This is a genomic window from Caballeronia sordidicola (assembly GCF_000729995.1).
Taxonomy (GTDB): Bacteria; Pseudomonadota; Gammaproteobacteria; order Burkholderiales; family Burkholderiaceae; genus Caballeronia; species Caballeronia sordidicola_A.
On sequence record NZ_JNFG01000211.1, the window covers coordinates 1 to 18279 of the forward strand.

Annotated in this window: 15 protein-coding genes and 1 pseudogene; 9 read left to right on the forward strand and 7 right to left on the reverse strand. The window is 59.5% G+C overall.

Annotated features, from left to right (window positions below; all coding sequences use genetic code 11):
• Nucleotides 1-995: 995 nt before the first annotated feature.
• Nucleotides 996-1274 (reverse strand): HU family DNA-binding protein, encoded by a 279-nt coding sequence (locus FH08_RS0144395; protein ID WP_031364544.1) that lies wholly within the window; start codon nt 1272-1274, stop codon nt 996-998.
• 436 nt (nt 1275-1710) lie between these two features.
• Here FH08_RS0144395 and mnmC point away from each other — a divergent pair, with 436 nt between their 5' ends.
• The 3 genes from mnmC (at nt 1711) to FH08_RS0144410 (ending at nt 6824) form a co-directional block, all read left to right on the forward strand.
• On the forward strand, nt 1711-3585 hold the full coding sequence (mnmC, locus tag FH08_RS0144400) for a bifunctional tRNA (5-methylaminomethyl-2-thiouridine)(34)-methyltransferase MnmD/FAD-dependent 5-carboxymethylaminomethyl-2-thiouridine(34) oxidoreductase MnmC (RefSeq protein ID WP_031364545.1): 1875 nt from the start codon (nt 1711-1713) through the stop codon (nt 3583-3585).
• A 746-nt stretch (nt 3586-4331) separates the two neighbouring features.
• Entirely contained in the window at nt 4332-5534 is a 1203-nt protein-coding gene (locus FH08_RS0144405) for a cation:proton antiporter (RefSeq protein ID WP_031364546.1), read from the forward strand.
• 174 nt (nt 5535-5708) lie between these two features.
• The gene (locus FH08_RS0144410; protein WP_031364547.1) at nt 5709-6824 is read left to right on the forward strand and encodes a YbdK family carboxylate-amine ligase; all 1116 of its coding nucleotides are present in this window, start codon (nt 5709-5711) and stop codon (nt 6822-6824) included.
• A gap of 456 nt (nt 6825-7280) precedes the next feature.
• Here FH08_RS0144410 and FH08_RS0144415 read toward each other — a convergent pair whose 3' ends face one another.
• Nucleotides 7281-7466: a hypothetical protein gene (locus tag FH08_RS0144415; RefSeq protein ID WP_031364548.1), complete on the reverse strand. Its 186-nt coding sequence runs from the start codon at nt 7464-7466 to the stop codon at nt 7281-7283.
• A 50-nt stretch (nt 7467-7516) separates the two neighbouring features.
• On the opposite strand from FH08_RS0144415, the gene FH08_RS0144420 reads away from it, so the two are divergent.
• From FH08_RS0144420 to FH08_RS0144440, 4 genes are all read left to right on the forward strand, one after another.
• Complete coding sequence (locus FH08_RS0144420; protein ID WP_031364549.1) at nt 7517-8161, forward strand: MarR family winged helix-turn-helix transcriptional regulator; 645 nt, start codon at nt 7517-7519, stop codon at nt 8159-8161.
• A gap of 228 nt (nt 8162-8389) precedes the next feature.
• A complete protein-coding gene (locus FH08_RS0144425) occupies nt 8390-9109 on the forward strand; it encodes a glutamine amidotransferase (protein WP_031364550.1) in 720 nt (239 codons plus the stop codon).
• A gap of 184 nt (nt 9110-9293) precedes the next feature.
• Complete coding sequence (locus FH08_RS0144430; RefSeq protein WP_031364551.1) at nt 9294-10406, forward strand: NADH:flavin oxidoreductase/NADH oxidase; 1113 nt, start codon at nt 9294-9296, stop codon at nt 10404-10406.
• 298 nt (nt 10407-10704) lie between these two features.
• The gene (locus FH08_RS0144440) at nt 10705-11160 is read left to right on the forward strand and encodes an SET domain-containing protein (RefSeq protein WP_031364552.1); all 456 of its coding nucleotides are present in this window, start codon (nt 10705-10707) and stop codon (nt 11158-11160) included.
• A gap of 61 nt (nt 11161-11221) precedes the next feature.
• Here FH08_RS0144440 and FH08_RS0144445 read toward each other — a convergent pair whose 3' ends face one another.
• The 3 genes and pseudogenes from FH08_RS0144445 to FH08_RS0144455 all read right to left on the reverse strand — a co-directional run.
• The gene (locus tag FH08_RS0144445; RefSeq protein WP_051889004.1) at nt 11222-12667 is read right to left on the reverse strand and encodes a sensor histidine kinase; all 1446 of its coding nucleotides are present in this window, start codon (nt 12665-12667) and stop codon (nt 11222-11224) included.
• Nucleotides 12668-12774: 107 nt separating this feature from the next.
• On the reverse strand, nt 12775-13464 hold the full coding sequence (locus FH08_RS0144450; RefSeq protein ID WP_031364554.1) for a response regulator transcription factor: 690 nt from the start codon (nt 13462-13464) through the stop codon (nt 12775-12777).
• A gap of 560 nt (nt 13465-14024) precedes the next feature.
• Nucleotides 14025-14333 (reverse strand): annotated as a pseudogene (locus FH08_RS0144455) (4a-hydroxytetrahydrobiopterin dehydratase); the annotation flags it as partial.
• Nucleotides 14334-14442: 109 nt separating this feature from the next.
• Between FH08_RS0144455 and FH08_RS0144460 the strand changes: the two are divergent.
• Nucleotides 14443-14940 (forward strand): Lrp/AsnC family transcriptional regulator, encoded by a 498-nt coding sequence (locus FH08_RS0144460; RefSeq protein ID WP_031364556.1) that lies wholly within the window; start codon nt 14443-14445, stop codon nt 14938-14940.
• Here the strand turns inward: FH08_RS0144460 and FH08_RS0144465 are convergent.
• Nucleotides 14937-15455 (reverse strand): class IV adenylate cyclase, encoded by a 519-nt coding sequence (locus FH08_RS0144465; RefSeq protein ID WP_031364557.1) that lies wholly within the window; start codon nt 15453-15455, stop codon nt 14937-14939. The genes FH08_RS0144460 and FH08_RS0144465 overlap by 4 nt on opposite strands.
• Nucleotides 15456-15572: 117 nt before the next feature.
• Nucleotides 15573-16493: a LysR family transcriptional regulator gene (locus FH08_RS0144470; protein ID WP_031364558.1), complete on the reverse strand. Its 921-nt coding sequence runs from the start codon at nt 16491-16493 to the stop codon at nt 15573-15575.
• Nucleotides 16494-16632: 139 nt separating this feature from the next.
• On the opposite strand from FH08_RS0144470, the gene FH08_RS0144475 reads away from it, so the two are divergent.
• Nucleotides 16633-18279 (forward strand): GMC family oxidoreductase (locus tag FH08_RS0144475; protein ID WP_031364559.1); only part of this gene is annotated, 1647 nt, incomplete at its 3' end.

Genomic DNA, 18279 nt, shown 5'->3' on the forward strand with positions numbered 1-18279 from the left:
GGGGTGCTAGGGTTCTGGGGTTAGTGGTCGGGGTTGGTGCCGGGGTGCTAGGTTCCAGGGTTAGCGGTCTGGGTTGGTGCCGGGTTGCCAAGTTCCAGGGTTAGCGGTCTGAGTCAATGCCGGGTTGCTGCTTTCGGCGTTAGTGGTCTGCATGAGTTGGCTTTTCTCTTTATCACTATTAGCCACTGTGCGTGGCGGCACGTCATTTCTTTGTCCAAAGCGACAAAGAAACGAAGCAAAGAAAACGCTTTCAGAACGCGGGCTCATAAGTTGACCTAGCGTGCAGTTTCCAAGTTTTTGGCACCCCAAAAGCACGGTGCTCGCCAGAACCACCGATGTGTGAAACCCTCCTTCTCGCGAATTCTTACACGCACACGCTTCGCCCCGTACGCTCTCGGGCAAGCACGAGTGCCAAGGAAACCCGCACGGCCTCACGCGCTTTTAGTGCTTCATCGGTTGGTCGGTTGATTGCTTGATCCGCGCCGCTAGTTTTGTGGGTACGGCCTCACCCATCGTGCGGCCTCGTTTCGAAGAGGGTTGGCGACGTGGTTCGGCATGCGTACAAATTCGGTGGGTGGTTGTCCGCGGATAGCGCGGGGTGCACCTTGGGCAGGTTCAGTCACTGGTGGCGAAGCGTGTGGGTATCCGTGTTCGGAGAAGGAGGGTTTCACACATCCGTCGCTCTTGCGAGCACCGTGCTTTTGGGGTGCCAAAAACTTGGAAACTGCACGCTGGGTCAACTTATGAGCCCTCGTTCTGAAAGCGTTTTCTTTGCTTCGTTTCTTTGTCGCTTTGGACAAAGAAATGACGTGCCGCCACGCACAGTGGCTAAAAGTGATAAAGAGAAAATCCGACTCAAGCAGACCACCAACGCCGAAAGCAGCAACCCGGCAATGACCCAAAACCCCAAACCTCAAACCCCAAAACCCCGTCCACCGGCGCGAGCAAAAAAAAACCCGCCTACGGCGGGTTCCATACTGACAATCGGCTACAACTTACCGCTTGTTCACTGCGTCCTTGAATGCCTTGCCAGCCGTGAACTTGACGGTCTTGGCAGCCGGAATCTTAATGGATTCGCCGGTCTTCGGGTTACGGCCGGTGCGCGCTGCGCGCTTGCCCGAACCGAAGCTTCCGAAGCCAATCAACTGCACGGCGTCACCCTTCGAGACAGCCTTCTTGACCACTTCGAGCAACGTGTCCAGCGTTTCGCCGGTTTGAGCCTTGCTGGCGCCGGTCTGAGCGGCCACGGCGTCGATCAGTTCCTGTTTATTCATTAAGGTTCCTTTATCAGTTTAGGTTGACACGAACAGCGCGAACGCGCCGATTATACGTGCGCGGGCCTTGCAGTCGAGTACTGGCGCGGGTCCAGCCCCCTGGCCCACTATTCCGGCAAACCCTCACACCCCGGTCGCCGGGCCTCCTCCTTACTCGCCTGTTGTTATCATAACGCAGCGCAAACCCAAGCGGGATAAGGGTTTCGAAGATTTACGCATGATCGGACGCTAGCGGAAACCCTTCTCGCGGCCTTTTTCATGCAAGCAATCCTTTCGTACTGTGCATTTCACCCTCCGTTGGTTTTTGCCAACGGTTGTCGGACAATCCGGCGTATCACGCGCTAAGCCTTGCCCCTATTAGCTTTACGGGAATGCAGCGCAGCATCGGAAATACACGGCGACGGTCATATCATCAGTTTGCTTTCAGACCTTTCGAATGACCCATTCCTTTTTCTGCGCAAACGTGCTTGGCGATCGCGCACGCTGGGCCCGGCAGCGACGTTTCACCGTCCTACAGACGGAATTCGACGCCGGTCGGCTGTTTATCGAGACATGGGCCACCTGGCGTGCGGATCCGCAGCGCTGCGAGCGCCTGCATTTCGTGGCGGTCTGGCCACTGACGACCATGGTTCATCCCGATGTATCCACTGAGCAGCCCACGCTTTCCCAAATGCTGATCGATGCGTGGCCTATGCACGTAACCGGGATGCACCGGCTCGAGTTTGAAAACGGGCGCGTGGTGCTGACGCTGGCTATCGGCGAGCTGGAGAGCATGCTGCCAAAAATCTGGCTGCGCGCCGATGCCTTTTATCTGCGGCTATCGCGGGTCGATGCGAAGCTGGCCTATGTCGCCAAAGCGCTGGCTCGCGTCGCCGGGGATCAGGCGACGTTGTGCGCCGAAGCGCATCCGCTCCTTCCCCAAGCGCTCAAAGACGCGGGTTTTATCTGCGATGAAACCCCGGACGGCGGCTATGTAAAAGCGCGCTTCGCCCCACGCTGGCGTGTGCGGCGTCATGAGCCGCCGCTTGCGTTGGCAATAGAAAACGGAAACGCCCCTCCATCAGCAGAGTTTTCGAAGGACGCGGCAGCAGCTTTCCCGTCTCAAACACCACGCCATGCAATCGTCATCGGGGCTGGCCTTGCCGGCTGTGCGATCACAGAACGCCTTGCTTCGCGGGGATGGCGAGTCAGCCTGATCGAGCGGCACGACGATCTCGCCCACGATGCGTCGGGTAACCCCGCCGGCGTCTTCCACCCGATCGTCTGGCGTGACGACAGCATCGCTGCCCGCCTGACACGCGCAGGATTCCTCTATGCGCTGCACCGATGGTCCGAACTCGAACGCCCCGGCCACACCCTCAACCGCAGCGACCGGGGATTGCTGCAAATCGCGGATACCACTGAGGACGCACACGCAATTGCATCCGCGATCAAGCGCTTCGGCTTACCGGCGTCCTATGTAGTAGCCGTCGATGAACACGAAGCCACCCGCCTCGCGGGCCAGCCTGTTGCGCGTCCCGGATGGTTTTTCGCTCACGGCGGCTGGATTTCCCCAGCCGCGATATGCGCCGCGCAATGCGAGGCTGCGGGAGATTTGCTGACCATCCACTTCGGCACGGAAGTCGCGCGTATCGATCGGGAGAACGGCACATGGACTGCCTTTGACACCAGCGGCCGCGCCCTCGCCCAAGCTCCCGTCCTGATTCTTGCCAACGCTGGCGATGCGCAACGCCTCGCCGTGCTCCACGGCCTTCCGACGCGAGGCGTCCGCGGCCAGCTAACGCTCTTGAACTCGAGTCCACTCGATGGCCTGCGGGTACCGATCGTCGGCGATGGCTACGCCGTGCCGCTCGGCGCACACCGAACGCTGACGGGCGCGACCTACGATATTGACGGCATCGATACACAGATCCAGCCCGCCGGTCATACCGAAAACCTGGAACGTGTCGCGATGATGCTACCCGCGCTAGTCGGGTTCGAACCAACGCCCGAAACGCTGGAAGGCCGCGTAGCTTTCCGATCGGTAACAAGCGACCGCATGCCGATGATCGGCGCCCTCGCCGACGAAACTGCCGCTCGTGCCGATGCCGCCCGTCTTTCAGGCGCGTGGCCGCTCGATTTGCCGCGTAGGCCGGGCTTGTACGGCGCGTTTGCTTTCGGATCGCGCGGATTGGTGTGGTCGACGCTCGCAGCCGAGCTGATCGCCGCGCAAGTCGAAGGGGAACCGTGGCCAATCGAACGTGAACTGGCTGAAGCCATCGACCCCGCACGCTTTCTTCTGCGGGCGTTACGACAAGGCGAATTCAGCTAAAAACCCGCCCCGGCAAACTATCCACCGCAGCCTGTGGATAACTCGTCGAATTTCACGCGAATGACCTGTGTACTCGCTGTGGGCGTAAACGGGACAACTTGATCACGCCACGAATCCGGCCAAAGTTGTTCCGGGTTCACCCTCCGGGACCCACACGTTCGCTATCTGCTTATGCGCGCTGCAAGTTTCTGTAAACGTTGATGAAAATGGGGTTATCCACAGAAATCGTGCGGCCTTGTTAACTACTACTACGTATATATAAACAAAACTTGTAAACCTTAAAACACACGTCATCGGCAGCGCTCAAAGTGAAAAATCTGCGTTATTTCAGACAAACCGACGACGAGATCCGACCCTCTAAAAGGTAGATTTTTCCTCATGTCGATGCACTGAAACCTATTGTTACCGCCTGGTTCCAACTGCCGGAGGGATAGAACAGGGGCTGCCGGTAGCTATGGCACAATCCCCGTTCTTTCGTTTGGCCGCCTTGCCGGCTTATCGCTTCAAACCGGGCTCCGCTTCGAGCAACGTGGATTGAAAAAACGCTGTAACCCTGGCCGTGACGGCAACGGACCGACTGTCCAAGCAGCGAATCAGCTGTCAATTGGCCCACGGATCCCGACGGGGTTTGACGCAGTCAGAAGAATCACCGGGCGACGAACCATTCCGGCAACGCGCACTGTTGCCGCGCACTACCTGCCCATTCACTGTTTTTCCGCACTAGCTGCGAAGGAGAAGTCCTCACGATGAAGTCGGCCTTTTCATTCTTACCGGTTTGGCCACTCACACCCGACGCCATTTTTTGGGCCGGCCTTGCACTGGTCGCCGCGGGCCTCTGCGGCGAACTGCTCTGGCGCGCCTGGCGTTTGCCACGAATCACGGGCTACGCTGTCATTGGCCTGATCGCGGGCAACGCGGGCTTTGGTGTGATCGATGTCAGTTCGGCCGGGATCTCGCGGCCCTTGCTCGACGTCGCGCTCGGCCTGCTCCTGTTTGAACTCGGCAGCCGGCTCGACCTGCGCTGGATTCGTCGCAATCCTTACCTGATTTTGTCGAGCATTGCTGAAAGCACGCTCACGTTCGGTTTCGTCCTGATCGCGCTGACGCTGTGCAAAGTGCCGACCATGCCGTCAGTGGTGATTGCCGCCATCGCCATGGCAACATCGCCGGCCATGGTCATTCAACTGCGTACCGAACTACGCGCGGAAGGTCAGGTCACACAACGATTGCTCACGCTGACCGCGCTTAACAGCATGTACGCGGTGATCGTGGAAAAACTCGCGGCCGGCGTACTGCATCAGGAGATCTACGGCAACACGCTTGCGACCATCGTCCAGCCGCTTTATCTGCTGCTCGGTTCGCTCGTGCTGGCGCTGCTCCTCGCGCTGGCCTGCAACCTGCTGTACCGCCGACTGAACACCAACGACGAGCATTCGTTCGTCGCGCTGTTCGGCCTCGTGTTGCTCGCGATCGCGATCGCGCATGTGTTCAAGCTGTCGACCATTCTTGCGTTGCTGGCGGCTGGCATCATCGTGAAGAATTCGAATGAGCGGCCGCAACTTTGGCCGACACATTTCGGCACGGCGGGCTGGTTGCTGACAGTGATCTTGTTCGCGCTGACGCTGACATCGTTCGAATGGCGCGATATTGCGCTAGGCGGTGTGGCCGCGCTGGCGCTGATCGTGGCGCGTTTCATCGGCAAGCTGGCCGGCGTGCTGATCTTCGCGAAACCGAGCGGCCTCAACTGGAAACAGGGCGCGGCGCTCGGGGTCGCGTTGACGCCAATGTCAGCGCTTGCATACCTGCTCGTCGACGATATGTACGTGCTGTATCCCGACTATGACCCAACGCTGCGGGCAATCGTGATGTGCTCTATCGTCGTGCTGCAAATTGTTACGCCGTTCCTCGTGTACCGCAGTTTGTCGGCGATCGGTGAACGCCGCGAGTAACGTTTTAGTCCGTCTTTTTATCGTTTTCATCGGGTCACCGGGCGCTTCATTGAACCTGTCACTTAGCGCTCGAGCGAGCTTGAGTGTGCTTGAACGCATTACCCCGGCTTACCCGGCGCCTTGTGCCGATAACACGCCGGCCGGCGACCCAGGCTTTGTCAATCAAGAGGCACCATGTCACTCGAACCTTTCATCAACTCGGAGCCGTTCACCTTCGGCGTCGAGCTCGAGATCCAGGTCGTCAACACGCACGACTACGACCTGACCAAGGCCGCCTCCGATCTCATGCGGCTCGTCAAGGACGAAAAGATCCCCGGCAACATTACGCCGGAGATCACCGAAAGCATGATCGAGTTGTCCACTGGCATCTGTACGACGCATGAACAGGCCGTAACGGACCTCCGTGCCATCCGCGACACCCTGGTGGCCGCTGCTGACCACCTCAACGTCGGGCTGTGTGGCGGTGGCACGCACGCCTTCCAGCAGTGGAGCGACCGCCAGATCTTCGATACACCGCGCTTTCAGTACCTTTCCGAGCTCTACGGTTACCTTGCGAAGCAGTTCACGGTGTTCGGCCAGCACGTGCATATTGGCTGCCCGGACCCGGACAGCGCGTTGTTCCTGCTGCATTCCATGTCGCGTTTCATTCCGCACTTCATCGCGTTGTCGGCTTCGTCGCCGTACGTGCAGGGAGTGGATACCGGCTTTCATTCCGCCCGCCTCAATTCCGTGTTTGCATTTCCGCTGTCCGGCCGCGCGCCGTTCACGCTCACCTGGGACAGCTTCGAGGAATATTTCTCGAAGATGGTCAGCACCGGCGTGGTCAACAGCATGAAAGACTTCTACTGGGATATCCGGCCGAAGCCGGGTTTCGGGACGATCGAAGTCCGGGTGATGGACACGCCGCTGTCGGTCGATCGCGCGGCTGCGATTGCCTGCTACATCCAGACGCTCGCGCGCTACCTGCTCCTCGACAAGCCCTTGACGCTGAAAGAGGACGACTATCTCGTCTACACGTTCAACCGGTTCGAAGCATGCCGCTTCGGCCTGGAAGGCAGTTGCATCGATCCTCAAACGGGCGAACGCCGCACGATTGCGGAAGACATCCTCGCCACGCTCGACGTGATCGCGCCTCATGGCGACGCGCTGGGTTCCAACGAAGCGCTGCGCCAGGTCGGCGACATCGCCCGCAGCAACATGAACGATGCAACCTGGTTGCGCGGTGTTTTCGATCGCGAGCGTTCGCTGCATGAAGCCGTGCGCCAGCAGTGCCTGCAGTGGCGCGAGTGATGAATCGCCGTTGGCTCCAGCGGTTTTGATCGCTGAAAAAAATAAACCTGCTCCCACGGCAGGTTTTTTTTTCATTATTTTCTTTCAGACTGATGCCGATAACCTGCCTCCAAGGTTTACTGTCATGAGTTCGTATACTTACGTAATAGTAGTTAACAAGCCTCGCACATTTCTGTGGACAACCGATAAAATCTCCGCAAACTCAACAGTTTGGAGTGCGCATAACCTTGGGGCGAAGCCTTGCATCGAACGGGTGAGCGCGGGATAAGACGTGTGCGGTTTCGCACACCCGGGGGTTATCAAGAATCGGCGCACATGGAATAAAGTGGTTATCCACTGCGTTATCCACACTGTTTTGTGAATAACTAAGGTGTACGTTTGGTTCCAGTCGCTTAGAATGTCGGTTTTACCGGTAGGGAGATGCAACGCCGGTGAACAAACGAAGCGCTCGACGGTCTAGAACAGGCGCCACGAAGAAACGTAGATGTCCTTATCCGGACGACGAACTAGCTGCATCGGTTTGATCGCCCGAATTTTGAGACGGTAGTTGATACGAAAGGATTCGCCGGTCGGATACGTCGGCGATTGAGCCAGCAGCGGCTTGGGTAAAACGAGCGGGGTCTGACGTTTTACCGGTTTCAAGACGTTGCCGAACCATCAGATAAGCATCAAGAAAGACGAAGCGAACGACTATGAGCGAAGGCGTATATGGAGAGCAGGCCACGGGGCGGGTGACCCACGGGCTGCTGCGGTTGAGCACGGCGATGCGTAGCCAGGCATGGGAATGGGCTGAGGGTGCGGGCTTGACGCCGACCCAGGGCGAAATTCTCGTGCTGTTGATGCAGCGGCGCGGTCCAATGCGGCTTGGCGAGATCGCACGTGAAACGGCGTTGACCGCCGCGACCACGAGCGATGCCGTCAGCACGCTGGAAGGCAAGGGTCTGGTCGAAAAGCGCCGCGCGCTGGACGACGGGCGCGCGCTGGCTGTACGCCTGACCGCTCGCGGAAAGACGGCAGCCAAGAAGGCGCTGGTATGGCCGGAGTTCTTGTCGAAGGCAGTCGGCACGTTGAAGGTCGACGAGCAGTCGCAGTTGTATCGGAGCCTGCTCAAGACCATTCGACAGCTTGAAGTGGTGCAGCAGATTCCGCCGCATCGCATGTGCCTGAGCTGCACGCACCTCGAAGCAAGCAAGAACCCGAAGAAAACGCCGCATCACTGCGCGTTGCTGAAGATCGACATGGCCGATACCGACCTGCGTCTCGATTGTTCGGTATACGAAGAAGGCGATCTCGCCAAGCAGAAGAAGAACTGGAAGATCTTCGCGCAGGTCGCGTAAGCGTCCCTGCCTGAAGCTTCACGTTCGCTTCGCCGTCCGTGCTTCGCGTCTTGAGCGCGAAGCGCGGCGGTGTCGGTTAGACTTGCCGTGAGGCTTGTCGGTAGACTATTCGAGCCGCGCGCCCGCCCGTTGGCGGCGCGCCGGCTGCTCGACTGCCTTTCCTTTGTGTGCGCCGCCTGATGCCGCGTGCGCTGATCTCAGCTTGCCGGCTTTCCTGGGTGACCGCCGATGAAACGTGAAGTCCTGGCGATACGCCACGTCTATTTCGAAGATCTCGGCAGCCTGGAACTGGTGCTCGGCGATCGCGGCCAACTGGTGCGTTATCTCGATGTGGGCCGCGCCCGCATCGACGCCCCCGATCCGCTCGATACTTCGCTCATGGTCGTCCTCGGCGGCCCGATCGGCGCTTACGATGACGCGCTGTTTCCCCATCTGAATCCATTGCTCGCCATGCTGGAAAAGCGCATTGCGGCGGGGTTGCCGACTATTGGCATCTGCCTGGGTGCGCAGTTGATTGCTCGTGCTCTGGGCTCGAAGGTTTATCCGGCGGCGCAAAAAGAACTCGGTTGGAAGGCGTTGACGCTGACCGAGGCGGGACGAGCTTCCGCTTTGCGGCATTTCGAAGTGGATGGCGAGCCGCTGCCCGTTCTCCATTGGCACGGCGATACCTTCGATCTTCCCGATGGCGCCACGCGGCTGGCATCCACAGATCTTTGCCACAATCAGGCTTTTAGCTGGGGCGATCACGTCCTGGCCTTGCAATGCCATCCGGAAGTCCTGGTCGACCGCTTTGAAACCTGGCTGATTGCGTATCCGGGCGAAGTGGCGGAAAGCGGGACTACCGTGACTGCTTTGCGCGCCGATACCGTCCGGCACGGCCCGGCGCTCGAACGCGCCGCGCGCAAGATGTTTGGCGAATGGCTGGACCGTTTCGAACCAGGCAAATAAAGGTTAGACGAACAGACCGTAACGCAGCATGGATCGGGTAGTAGGGTAGTAGGGAAGTAGCGGCGGGGGCGCGGACGGCATTTCGTTATTGCGTTATTGGCGAGGCAATCGGGTTTGCTGTCAGCACGGAAAAAACCGAAGTGCTATTCTAAAACGCCCCTTTTTCCTTCCATCGGAAACTCCCATGAGCGCTCTGTTTTCGCCTTTCACGCTGCGAGGCGTGACGCTTCCGAACCGCATCGTGGTGTCGCCGATGTGCCAATACTCAGCCGAGCGCGGCGAAGCCACCGCGTGGCACATGATCCACCTCGGACACCTCGCGCTCTCGGGCGCCGGCATGCTCTGCCTCGAAGCAACCTCGGTCGAACCCGATGGCCGCATCACGCCCGGCGACCTTGGCCTCTGGGACGACGCCACTGAAGCCGCGCTTAAAACCGTTATTGACGCGATTCGAAAATATTCGCACATCGCCATCACGATGCAGATCAGTCACGCCGGCCGCAAAGCGTCCAGCGCAGTGCCCTGGGAGGGCGGTCAACTGATCGCGGTTTCGGATGGCGGCTGGTTGCCCTCGGCACCATCGGCGATTCCGCATAAGGAAGGTGAAACGCCTCCGCTAGCGCTCGATGCCGCCGGCCTGATCCGCATACGCGAGGCCTTCGTGGCGACCGCGAAGCGCGCCGCGCGCCTGGGAGTGGATGCACTTGAAGTGCATGGGGCCCACGGTTATCTGCTGCATCAGTTCCTCTCACCGCTTGCCAACCAGCGCACCGATGAATACGGCGGCTCGCTCGAAAACCGCATGCGTTTTCCGTTGGAAGTCTTCGACGCCGTGCGCGCGGCTTTTCCCGCCGATAAACCCGTCGGCCTGCGTGTGTCGGCATCGGATTGGGTTGAGGGCGGCTGGGATCTCGAGCAGACCATCGTCTTCGTGAAGGAGTTGCAGAAACACAAGGTGGACTGGATCGATGTGTCCTCGGGCGGCGTATCGCCGCTGCAGAAAATACCGCTGTCGCCGGGTTATCAACTGCCGTTCGCAAAAGCCATCAAGGAAGCCACCGGCGTGAATACCATGGGCGTGGGTCTTATCACCGACCCGCAGCATGCCGAAGAAATTATTGAGTCGGGCGAGGCGGATCTCGTCGCATTGGCGCGTGCGCTGCTCTACAATCCGCGCTGGCCGTGGCACGCGGCCGCGCAACTGGGTGCGACCGTGGAAGCGCCGCCGCAATACTGGCGCTCGCAGCCGCGCGAACAAAAAGCGTTGTTCGGCGATATCTCGTTCGGTCAGCGCTGAAACTCGCGGCTTGAATTTATGGAGCGGTTGAACTCGTGCGCGCCTAACGTGTACGATGCCGTTGTTCGCCTGCATGGTTTCACCTTCACGCGGGCGACGAAGGACAGTGAATTGCGGCACATGAAGCAACCGAAGCAAACAATGCAGTGAAAGGACAGCAACGCGGCGGCGCCTCGCATTCAGGCCGCCGCGTTTTTTTAAGCCACGTTCCGGTTCGTCACCGTTCGCGTGAAACCGGTTTGGGGCGAAGTTGAAGCGTCTGCCAAGCCAAACCGATTCGTTTTAAAGGATTCGTTCGATGAGTTCACGGAGGGTCGCCGTCCGCCGTTCGGGCATACACGGCAAGGGCGTGTTCGCCGCGATGCCGCTCGCTAAAGGCGAACGGATAATCGAGTACAAGGGCGAACGCATTTCGTGGAAAGAGGCGTTGCGCCGTCATCCGCACAACCCGGACGAGCCGAACCATACGTTCTATTTCGCGCTCGAAAACGGCAAGGTGATCGACGGCAAGGTCGACGGCAACAGCGCACGCTACATCAACCATTCGTGCGCGCCGAATTGCGAAGCCGAAGAGAAGGAAGGGCGCGTGGTCATTCACGCGCTGCGTGCGATCAAGGAAGATGAAGAGCTGTACTACGACTACGGTCTCGTCATCGACGGTCGCATCACGAAGAAGCTCAAGAAGGAATACGAGTGCCGCTGCGGCGCCAAAAAGTGCCGCGGCACCATGTTGGCGCTGAAGAAGAAAAAGTAGGGCTTTCGTAGAGGGAATCAGATAAAAAAAACGCCACGGAAGGTTTCCTCCGTGGCGTTTTTCATGCCGTTTTCAAAGGCATCCGCACGATGAAACGTGCGCCGCCTTCAGGCGCTGGAGCATCTTCGTAATGCACGCTGCCGTGGTGCAGGACCATGATGTCGTGGACGATCGCGAGACCCAGTCCGGCGCCGCCTTCCACGCCGTGACCATCGCCGCGAAAGAAGCGCTTGAAGAGATCTGGCTGCTGATCCAGCGGCACGCCGGGACCGTTGTCTTCCACCACGATCTCGCCCATCCGCCGGCCTGTTTCATCGACGGTCTGCGTCACCGTAACCGTCACGCGCGCGCCTTCGGCCCGTGAGGTGGGTACGTATTTCAGCGCGTTATCGATGAGGTTGCCGATCACCTCGCGCACCAGCACGAGATTGCCGCGCACGATCAGGGGATGTTCGTTATCGGGATCATCGAGACGCTGGAAGCCCATGTCGATACCCACGGCGAGCGCGCGCGGCACCCATTCGGCGCCGGTTTCAAACGCGAGGTTGGCGTAATCGAAGTCGGTGAAACGCGCGGCCTGTTCGCCCGGCTCGGCGCGAGCGAGCGAGAGCAGTTGATTCGACAAGCGCACAGCCCGATCCGCCGATGCCCGCAGCTCCTTGACCGCTTCCAGCACCTTCGCCGGATCCTTCGCGATCGCCGCCTGTTCAGCGTGCAGCTTCACGGCGGTGAGCGGCGTACGCAACTGGTGCGCCGCGTCGGCGATAAATTTGCGCTGTCCGTCCAGCGCCGTTTTCAGGCGGTCGAGCAGGGCGTTCATCGCACTCGTCAGAGGACGGATTTCGATGGGAACGAAGGATTCGTCGACCGGTTCCAGCGACGTGTGGGTCTGCCGGTTGAGGGTATCGGCGAGATCGGTCAGCGGGTTGAGCTGCTGGTTCACCACGCGCCATACGATCACCCAGCCGGCCAAGAGCAGGAGCAGCAGCGGCATCATGATCGCGACCATGAACTCAACCGCTATCCGATACCGCGAGCCTACGCGCTGCGCCACCTCCACAACGATCGGATTGCCGTGCAGCTGGTCGACGCGCACCTGGGCCGCACGCACGCTCACGCCCTGGTAGTACGTCTCGAAGATGTAGGCGTAGTGAATCCGGCGCACGTTCGTGCCGGTCAAGGGCAGATCAGGTTCGCCGGCGATCTCGCTTTCGCCGTCGCTGATCCGGTAGATGAGTTGTTCTACGGGATCGGAAAACATCGCGCGGGCGAGCGGCGGCACCGTCACCGGCGCGTCGACGCCCGCCAGCTGGATTTGCTTGGAGATGGCCGTGGCGAGATCGGCCAGCGAGCGGTCGACCACGTGCTGCGTGTATTGCCACGCAAGCCAATACGCCATCAAGCCGCTCATCAACGCGAGGAGCGACAGCGGCGCGGCAAGGCGGCGCAGCAGCGAGCGCCGCAGGCTGGACGGAACGCGCGAAGACGAGGTTGTCGAGCGCGCCAGATGCAGCCAGTCGGCGCGGTCGAAACGTTCGTCGGGCGTGCGCCGGGGAGGGAATCGCAAGGTGCTGGTTACCGCTTGTCAGGCTGGTTGTGCCATCGACCGACCGCTTACGCGGCGGTCTGCCGGATTTCCTGCAGCAAGTAGCCGAAACCTCGCACCGTCACGATTTCTACGCGGCAGTTTTCGAGTTTCTTGCGAACCCGGTGCACGTAGACTTCAATGGCGGTGTCGCCCAGATCGCCGCCGAAGTGCGTCAGGTGATCCTGCAACTGGGCTTTGCTGACCACACGGCCGTGGCGCAGCAACAGCATTTCGAGCACGGCGAATTCACGCGGCGATAGTTCAAGCGGCTTTTCGTCGTTGAAAATGCGCCGATCCACACCCGACAGGCGCAAGCCGCCAAGCGACACTTCCGGACGCGGCACATCGCCATGCGGGCCGCTGCGGCGCATCACGGCACGAATGCGCGCTTCGAGTTCCGCGGGTTCAAACGGTTTGAGCATGTAATCGTCGGCGCCGCTGTTCAGGCCCTGGACGCGGTCATGCAGTTCGTCGCGTGCGGTCAGGATAATCACTGGCGTATGGCGATTGCCCTGGCGGAAACGCGAAAGCAGCGTCATGCCGTCGATACCCGGCAAACCGAGATCGAGAATCACCAGTTCATGGCGATTTTGCGTGAGCGCCTGCTCCGCGAAAATGCCGTCGTGAACCATATCGACGGTAAAGCCGGCTTGTTCAAGGCTACTTTGAATGCCGCGCGCGATGGGGCGGTCGTCTTCGATCAGAAGGATTCGCATGAAAGTCGCTCTTATACGATGGTTGGGCTCGATTGTGCGTCGCGGTCGCCAGCCGGAATTGCCTACCTTTCTTTGCCGCGGCGCCGTCCGAGTTATATCAGCAATCTTTATACGCCAAACGCTGCACCGCGCCTCGCTGTGCAGCGATTCTCCTGCGGCAGGACATGCCGGAATTCCCCGCTTCGCGGACGCCACCCCGTGGTCGGTTTCCTGCACGTCCGTTCGGCCCCTCCAGCGACAAAGCCGGTCGTTAAAAGGGATGAACGGACTGTCCAAACCGTATGCGCTGCTGATTGTACAGTGTCGGTCTATGCTGCCGATGGACTTGAGCCGTCGGAGCGCTTAGAGCCTTGTGAAAGCTTACGCCACTATTAAATATTTTCTTTCTCGTTGAAAGACTACATTGCCGGAGACTTTCAAATACCCTTGTTTCCGCTTTCGAATAAGTGAGTTCAGACCACTTACAGCTCGCTTATGGCAGATTTTGAATGTCATCGTTTGTAATTCGACTGTTACGCATTTGTCGCGGAATTCCGGTCGGTATGCAAATTTCAGGCGATTCAGGCTATGGAATCGATAAACCTTGCGAGCGTTATATCCCGGTCCGTCAGACCCTTTGCCGTATGCGTCGAGAGCGTGATGTCCACCTGGCTGTACACATTCGACCATTCCGGATGGTGATCCATTTCCTGCGCTTTTATTGCCACGCGGGTCATGAAACCGAACGCCTCGTTGAAATCAGCGAACTTGAAACTTCGGTGGATTGAGCTGCTATCCGCGCTAAGTTGCCAATGCTTTAACTCCGCGAGAAGTTTGGGCAATTCGTCGGTTGTAAGCTTCTTGATCATGTCGGCTCTCCTTGCTCGAGCGGTGGGGGTTTAAGAGCGCTTAGGCGGCGCACGCGATCAAGAGGGATCGGGGGACCAGCGGATCACGCGGTAAGCTTGCGTCTTTCGGCTTTTCACGCAGGATATCCCCATGGTCGACCTTGATCACTTCGATCTCGCGCTGCTCGACGTTCTTCAGCGCTTCGGCCGCGCGACGCATCAACAACTTGGTGAGGAAGTACCTTTGTCGCCATCGCAGATCGGTCGCCGCTTGCAACGCCTCGAGGCGACCGGCGTGATTGATGGTTACCGGGTTGTGCTGCGCCCCGAAAAACTCGGCCTTGGCGTGACCGCTTTCACGAGCCTCAAGCTGAAGCATCACGGCGATACCGTCATCGATCAGTTCCAGCAGCAGATTGAAGCGCTGCCCGAAGTGCTTGAATGCCATGCGACAGTGGGCGACGCCGATTACCTGTTGCGAATCGTCGCGCCGGATTTGAACGCGCTCTCCACATTCGTCATGAAAAAGCTCATGCGAGTTCCCGGCGTAGACAGTGTGCGCTCCAATATTGTGCTGACCACATTCAAGCGCAACGGACCGCTACCGCTGGGACATCTCGCAGCCACTCCGCCGGATTCCGCCGATTAAGCGGGCTCGCTCAGCAGGTCGACATACGCTACCGGCACGAGATCGGCCGCGGACACGCCAAGCTTCGCAAACAATTCCTCTGCTTCTTTTTCGCCGCCGGCTTCGTCATCGTCCTGGCCCAGCAGCACTTCCAGCTCGATGAAATCGCCCAGTCCGTCCACGCGGTCCAGATGAATCCGCGTGCGGCCGACGTTATACACGTGCCGTTCCTTGTTCACGATGCCGCGCGTGTTCAACGCCTGTGCGAGCAGGGCGTGGGTGGCTTCGGGATTCGTTACCGGACTGCGCGAGTAGTACGACACCTTCGGGCCGTCGCGGTCGTCGCGTTGATAGAAAATCAGTTCGGCCGGCGTGTTGTCATCGAATTGACGCAATTTAAGGCGGCCGTTTGGCACATCGTAGAAAAAATCCTGCTGGCGGTAGATCAGCGGCGGTTCGCTGGCTAGCGCGGCTGCGCGCGCCAGAAGCTGGTCGAACTGATGCGCGCGAGCCTTGATTTCGATATTGCGTGCCATGTTGAAATTTCCTGTTCACGTGGGCGCCAGATGCGCGACCCCTCAGACTAACAAAATTAAATGACCGGAAGATTCATCGGCTTCCGGTCATGACGTTCAAAACGGCCGTTCGGGCGACTAGGTCGCCCATTGAGCTTCAATCAGACGTAACGCCGCCGCGATGCTCGGTTCCTCGCGGCGCTCCGCCAACACGATGAACGAAAGCTGCGTAGGCACCGTGACGCCTTCCACGATAGTCAGCGCATGCGCGTGCGCTTCGGCCAGCGCGATGGAATCGCGCACGAGGGTCAGGCCCACGCCCGACTTGACCAGATCGAGCATCGACGGCTCCTGGTCCACTTCGGCTACTTTGACGGGCTGGACACCTAGCGCGTCGAAGATCCGCGTGAGCAAACGGTTATGTGCCGATTCCGGCGGCGTCCAGATCCACGGCAGCCGGGCCAGCGTCACCCAACTGTTGTCCCCGCCTTCAGAGCGGTCCGGCCGGTTCACGCGGTCCTTCCAGCCCGCCGGCGCCAACACGCGATACAGATACGGCTTCAGCTGCACGACATGAAAGCGGTCCGGATCGCGGGGTTCATCGATTACCGGATCGCCGATATAGAACCCCACATCAAGATCGCGCGCCTTGATGCGCTCGAGCACCCAGCCTGACATGCCATGCGGCAACGCGGTTTCAATGCGTGGATACGTCTCCACGAGCGCTCGCAAGAAGCCGCCCAGGCGCAGGAATTCGGGATCGAGAATTGTCCCGATGGTCAGGCGTCCGCTGACCTCGTGACGAAGCGCGGCGGCCACGCGCTGGACGTCGCTGGCGGCCGTCAGGGCTCGCTCGGCGTGCGGCAGGAGGGCTTCACCGTCTCTCGTAAGGATCAGGCCATGCGACGTCCGCGAAAACAACATAATGCCCAGTGTCTCCTGCAGGTTCTTGATCTGCAGGCTGACTGCCGGTTGCGACACGTGCAACAACACGGCCGCGCGCGTGAGATTGCCTTCGCGGGCGACGGTGACAAAAGCGCGGAGAAGAGTCAGGTCCATGCCTGATATTAGCGCAGCTTATAAAGCTGTTGAAGATATCTGATTGGATTGCTGCACTGCGTCCGCAGTAGCTTGTGCATTTGCAATAGAGCGAAAGCCGCATTGAGCGGCTTGGGCAGGACTTGAGCAGGAGACATAGGTGAAACAGGACGCGCGCAAGCTTGAGGGCGAATTTGATTACATCATCGTGGGTGCGGGAACGGCGGGGTGCGTGCTTGCCAACCGGCTAACCGAAGATGCCGATGTGAGCGTACTGCTGCTGGAGGCGGGCGGCAGGGATAACTACCACTGGATTCATGTGCCGGTCGGATACTTGTATTGCATTGGCAATCCGCGCACGGACTGGCTATATAAAACGCAGGCTGAAGCGGGACTCGATGGGCGATCGCTTTCGTATCCGCGAGGTCGCGTGCTGGGCGGTTGTTCGTCGATCAACGGCATGATCTACATGCGCGGCCAGCGCGAGGATTACGACGATTGGGCGCGCATTACCGGCGATCGCGACTGGTCCTGGGATGCGGTGTTGCCGGTGTTCAAGCGCAGTGAAGATCACCATGGCGGTGGGAATCAATGGCACGGTGCCGGGGGCGAATGGCGTGTCGAGAAACAGCGGCTGAAGTGGAAGGTGCTGGAGTCGTTCGTGCAGGCGGCTCAGGAGAGCGGTCTTCCTGCTACTGACGATTTCAATCGTGGCGACAACACGGGTGTTGGTTACTTCGATGTCAACCAGCGCAGCGGGATTCGGTGGAATGCATCGAAGGCATTTTTGCGGCCGGCGATGAAGCGCCCCAATCTCACCATCATCACGGGTGCTCATACGCAGCGGCTGGTGATGGAGGGCAAGCGTTGCGTAGGTGTGGAATATCGTGGTGGCGACGCGGACTATCTGGCCAAGTCGCGATGCGAAGTAATTCTGAGTGCGGGCGCGGTGAATTCGCCGCAATTGCTGGAGTTGTCCGGCATTGGCAACGGCGCGCGGCTGCAGCGGCTGGGCATTGACGTGGTGCAGGACCTGCGGGGAGTTGGCGAGAATTTGCAGGATCATCTACAGCTTAGGATGGCTTACAAAGTGCATGGCGTGCGCACGTTGAACACTATGTCGGCGCATTGGTGGGGTAAGGCGTGGATTGGCTTGCAGTACATGTTGATGCGAAGCGGGCCGATGTCGATGGCGCCGTCGCAGCTGGGGGCGTTTGCGAAGTCCAATCCGGACGACCCGCGCATTACGCGGCCGGATGTGGAGTATCACGTGCAGCCGTTGTCGCTTGACCGGTTTGGCGAGCCCTTGCATTCGTTCAATGCGTTCACGGCTTCGGTGTGTTCGTTGCGGCCGACGTCGCGAGGGAGTGTTCATATCGCGACGCCGGATGCGCGCGATGCGCCTTTGATTGCGCCTAACTATTTGTCGACTGATCGTGATCGTGAGGTTGCGGTCAATGCGTTGCGTTTGACGCGACGCATTGTGAGAGCACCGGCGTTGGCGAAGTATTCACCGGAGGAGATTTTGCCGGGGCCGGCGTTCCAGACGGACGCGGAGCTTGCTATTGCAGCGGGAAAAGTTGGGACGACTATTTTTCATCCGGTGGGGACGTGTCGGATGGGGACGGATAACGATCCGGCCGCTGTTGTCGATGGGCGTTTGCGCGTGATTGGGGTGAGCGGGTTGCGGGTGGTTGATGCATCGGTGATGCCGACGATTACCTCTGGCAACACGAATTCGCCGACGTTGATGATCGCTGAGCGGGCTAGCGAGATGATTCGCGCCGATCGACGGTTTTTGTTTTCG

Excerpts from the sequence above, each read along its gene's own strand:
- FH08_RS0144395 (WP_031364544.1), bottom strand. The coding sequence starts at position 1,274 with ATGAATAAACAGGAACTGATCGACGCCGTGGCCGCTCAGACCGGCGCC.
- mnmC (WP_031364545.1), top strand. The coding sequence starts at position 1,711 with ATGACCCATTCCTTTTTCTGCGCAAACGTGCTTGGCGATCGCGCACGC.
- FH08_RS0144405 (WP_031364546.1), top strand. The coding sequence starts at position 4,332 with ATGAAGTCGGCCTTTTCATTCTTACCGGTTTGGCCACTCACACCCGAC.
- FH08_RS0144410 (WP_031364547.1), top strand. The coding sequence starts at position 5,709 with ATGTCACTCGAACCTTTCATCAACTCGGAGCCGTTCACCTTCGGCGTC.
- FH08_RS0144420 (WP_031364549.1), top strand. The coding sequence starts at position 7,517 with ATGAGCGAAGGCGTATATGGAGAGCAGGCCACGGGGCGGGTGACCCAC.
- FH08_RS0144425 (WP_031364550.1), top strand. The coding sequence starts at position 8,390 with ATGAAACGTGAAGTCCTGGCGATACGCCACGTCTATTTCGAAGATCTC.
- FH08_RS0144430 (WP_031364551.1), top strand. The coding sequence starts at position 9,294 with ATGAGCGCTCTGTTTTCGCCTTTCACGCTGCGAGGCGTGACGCTTCCG.
- FH08_RS0144440 (WP_031364552.1), top strand. The coding sequence starts at position 10,705 with ATGAGTTCACGGAGGGTCGCCGTCCGCCGTTCGGGCATACACGGCAAG.
- FH08_RS0144450 (WP_031364554.1), bottom strand. The coding sequence starts at position 13,464 with ATGCGAATCCTTCTGATCGAAGACGACCGCCCCATCGCGCGCGGCATT.
- FH08_RS0144460 (WP_031364556.1), top strand. The coding sequence starts at position 14,443 with ATGGTCGACCTTGATCACTTCGATCTCGCGCTGCTCGACGTTCTTCAG.
- FH08_RS0144465 (WP_031364557.1), bottom strand. The coding sequence starts at position 15,455 with ATGGCACGCAATATCGAAATCAAGGCTCGCGCGCATCAGTTCGACCAG.
- FH08_RS0144470 (WP_031364558.1), bottom strand. The coding sequence starts at position 16,493 with ATGGACCTGACTCTTCTCCGCGCTTTTGTCACCGTCGCCCGCGAAGGC.